This is a genomic window from Streptomyces sp. SID1328, assembly GCF_009865595.1.
In the GTDB taxonomy this organism is placed as follows: domain Bacteria; phylum Actinomycetota; class Actinomycetes; order Streptomycetales; family Streptomycetaceae; genus Streptomyces; species Streptomyces griseoluteus.
Genome location: NZ_WWKH01000944.1, coordinates 1 through 3,428, shown reverse-complemented (window position 1 = coordinate 3,428; position 3,428 = coordinate 1). Strand labels below are relative to the sequence as shown.

Here is a 3,428-nt window from a genome sequence, read left to right as displayed (position 1 = left end):
GCGAGGGCGTCGAGGCGCTCGCGCAGCCGCCCGGTGTCCCGCCAGTGCCGCTGGCCGAGGGTGACGGCGGTGGCCAGCGTGACGAGGTACACCAGGCCGGGAATGGCCAGCAGGGCGAGCCAGCGTTCGGCCAGCTTGCCGCTGAGCGCGTTGAGGAAGGCGGTCACGGACGTAGCCTGATCTCCCGCAGCGGCCGCCCGAGGATCCGGCACTGGGCCGGGCCTCCGGGCTCGGGTGCCTCGAGGCGGGCGCAGCCGCCGCCCGGACACGCCAGTACGCGCAGCAGCGGGTGCCCGGCGCCTGGGAACCGCTGATAGACGGGCGGGGTGTCGGTGCGGTACGAGCCGAGACCCGCGGTGAAGCCGGCGGCCAGCAGGAGCTCCTCCAACTCGTCGAAGGAGTCCTCCAGTTCCTCCGGCGGGCGTCCGCCGCGCACCTCGGTGGTGATGTGGTCGATCAACCGGCGGCCGTCGGGGCCGAGTCCGGGCGCCCGCTCGGCCAACCGGTGGCAGAGGGCCGCCAGCCGCTCGTGGCCCGGCACGCCGTCCCCGTCGTCGTCGAGCCCGCTCATCGTCGTACCTCCCTGGACCAGCCGACCGGCGGCTCAGCATAACGAGGGCGCCGCAGGGACCACTTGGGTAAAATCGGGCCCGGGACTCGAGAGCCCATGGCGTCACACACGGGGGCCGGTCATGTCGGACGCGCACGGAGCTGCTGGGCACGCTCTCCGCCAAGCCGCGGCGCTGATCGAGGAGTTCAATCGGTCAGGTGACCGCCGTCCGCTGGACAGCGCGGTCGGGATCTGCCGGGAGGCCCTCCGCGCGGCGCCACCCGGGGGCCCCGTACCCGCCGCGTGCCGGGCGGCACTGCGCAGCACCCTCGTGATGCGCTGGTCGGCGTTCCGCGACCGGCGGGACCTGGACGAGTCGATCACCGAGGGACAGGCGCTCACGGCAGGCCCCGCCCCGGACGAGCAGGACTTCCGCCTCCTGGGCCGCATGCTGGCCGACCGCCATGAACTCACCCGCGATCCGGCCGACTTGGCGGCGGGCATCACCGCCCTGCGCCGTGCCGCCGAGCTGCCCGTGCACGGCTGGGACAACCGGCCGTTCATCCTCGACACCCTCGGCGGCCTGCTGGCCGAGCGGGGCGGGGCGACGGGCGACCCCGCCGACCTCGCGGAGGCGGAGCACCTGCGCCGGGTGGCCCTGACCCTGCTGCCCGAGGACTCCCCGGAACTGCCGACCGTACGGAACAACCTGGCGGCGACCCTCCGCCACACCGCCGAGCTGCACCGGGACCCCGCACGGGCCCGCGAGGCCGTCGACCTGCTGAACGCGGCCCTCAGGGACACTCCGGCGCCCCGCCGCCCGCAGGCCCTGCTCCACCTGGCCACGGCCTGCCGGACGAAGGCCGAACTCACCGGCGCCCCGGCCGACATCGAGGCCATGGTCGCCGCCCACGAAGCCGCCCTCGCCGCGGCCCCGAGGGGCCATCCCCTGCGGGCGCGCGCCCTCACCGGACTGGGCGTGGCCCTCCGGCTGGCGGCCGAGCACACCGACGACACCGAGCCGCTGCGCGCGGCCGTGGCCCTGCTCGGCGAGGCCGTACGGGAGACACCGGAGGTCAGCCGGACCCGCCCGCACCGGCTCAACAGCCTCGGCAACGCCCTGCACCGGCTGGGCGAGCGCACCGGCGACGCGGCCCTGCTGGACGAGTCCGTACGCGTCCTGCGCGCCGCCGTCGCGGAGCCGTCGCCGCAGGAGGAGGGCCATCTGGGCCGGGTGGCGAACCTCGCCCTGGCCCTGCGCGAGCGCTACCACCAGACGGGCGACCTGGAGACCCTGCGCGAGGCGGCCCGCCTGGCCCGGCCGGCGCTGAACGCCCCCCGCACGGCCAGGGACTCCGACACCCAGCTCGCCAACCTCGGCGTGGTCCTCCAGACGTGGTACGACCGCACCGGCGACGCGGACGCCGCCGCCGAGGCCGTCGAGGCCGCCCGGCGAGTGCTGGCCCGCACTCCACCGGGCGGCGCGGAGCGGGCCATGCGGCTGAACCACCTCGGCAACGCCCTCTTCCAGCGGTACGAGTCCGGCGGCGACCCGGCCGACCTCGCCGAGTCGGCCGCCATGCTGACCGAGGCCGTGGAGCGGACGGAGTACGGCACCTCGGAGCACGCCGACTATCTGCACAACCTGGGCCTGTCCCAGCTCACGGGCGCGCGTGCGGCCGAGGACCCGACGCTGCTGAACCAGGCGGTGACCACGCTCGGCCGGTCCGTGTGGGCGTCGCCCCCCGGCGCGGCCCCCACCGCCAACCGGCTCCAGTCGTACGCGTCCGCGCTGCGCGCCCTGCATGCGGTGACCGAGGACCCGGCGGTGCTGCTCGCGGCGGAGGACGCCTACCGGCAGGTCGCCGGGATCACGGCGCTGCCCGCCGCGCGGCGCGTGCGGGCCGCGTACTCCTGGGGCATCGCGGCGGCGGACGCGGGCCGCTGGGAGCAGGCGCTCGACGGGTTCGGACTCGCCCTCGCCCTGCTGCCGTTCAGCATCGGCAGGCGGCTGACCCGCGACGACCAGGAGCACGGGCTGACCAGTGTTCAGGGGCTGGCCGCGGACGCCGCCGCGTGCGCGGTGCACCTGGGCCGGCTCGACCAAGCGGTGCTGCTGCTGGAGCAGGGGCGCGGGGTGCTGCTCGGGCGGACCATCTCGGCCCGCGCCGAGCTGGAGCGGCTGCGTGCCGCGTATCCGGACGCCGCCGACCGCTTCGTGGAGCTGCGGGATCTCATCGACGCGCTGGACCCCGCGGAGCAGGACACCGACGAGCGGCACATGCTCGCGGCCCGCTGGGAGGACCTGGTCACGGAGATCCGCACCCTGCCGGGCTTCGGCGACTTCCTGGACGGTCCGACGACCGCCGAGGTGCGGGCGTGTGCCGGGCGGGGGCCGGTGGTCCTGGTGTACACGAGCCCGTATCGCAGCGACGCCCTGGTCCTGCTGCCGGACCGGGTACTGCCGGTCCCGCTGCCGGGCGCCGGACTTGCCGCCGTGGAGGCGCAGGCGCGCCGGCTCGACACCGCGCTCGCCGGGGCGGCCGTACCGGACGGAGAGCGGGCCGCGCAGGAGACGGTCGCGGAGGTGCTCGCCTGGACGTGGGACCACGTCACCGGGCCGGTCCTCGACGCGCTGGGGCTGTCCGCCCCGCCGACGGACGGTGTCTGGCCGAGGCTGTGGTGGTCGCCGGGGGGCCCGCTGGCCACGCTGCCGCTGCACGCGTCCGGTCACCCCGGCGACCCGTCCCGTACGGTGCTGGACCGCGCGGTCTCCTCCTACACGCCGACCGTCCGTGCCCTGGCGTACGCCCGCGCCCGTGCGGCCGGCCCGCCTCCCGCCGGGCGCCTGCTCGCGGTGGTCGTGCCCGACGCGCCC

General features: G+C 76.5%; 2 protein-coding genes. One reads left to right on the top strand and one right to left on the bottom strand.

Annotation, left to right across the window (positions count from 1 at the left end):
- Positions 1–163: 163 nt before the first annotated feature.
- A complete protein-coding gene (locus GT030_RS30530) occupies positions 164–571 on the bottom strand; it encodes a hypothetical protein (RefSeq protein ID WP_161203860.1) in 408 nt (135 codons plus the stop codon).
- 121 nt (positions 572–692) lie between these two features.
- Here GT030_RS30530 and GT030_RS30525 point away from each other — a divergent pair.
- The coding region (locus GT030_RS30525; protein WP_161203859.1) for a CHAT domain-containing protein at positions 693–3,428 on the top strand (2,736 nt) is incomplete at its 3' end.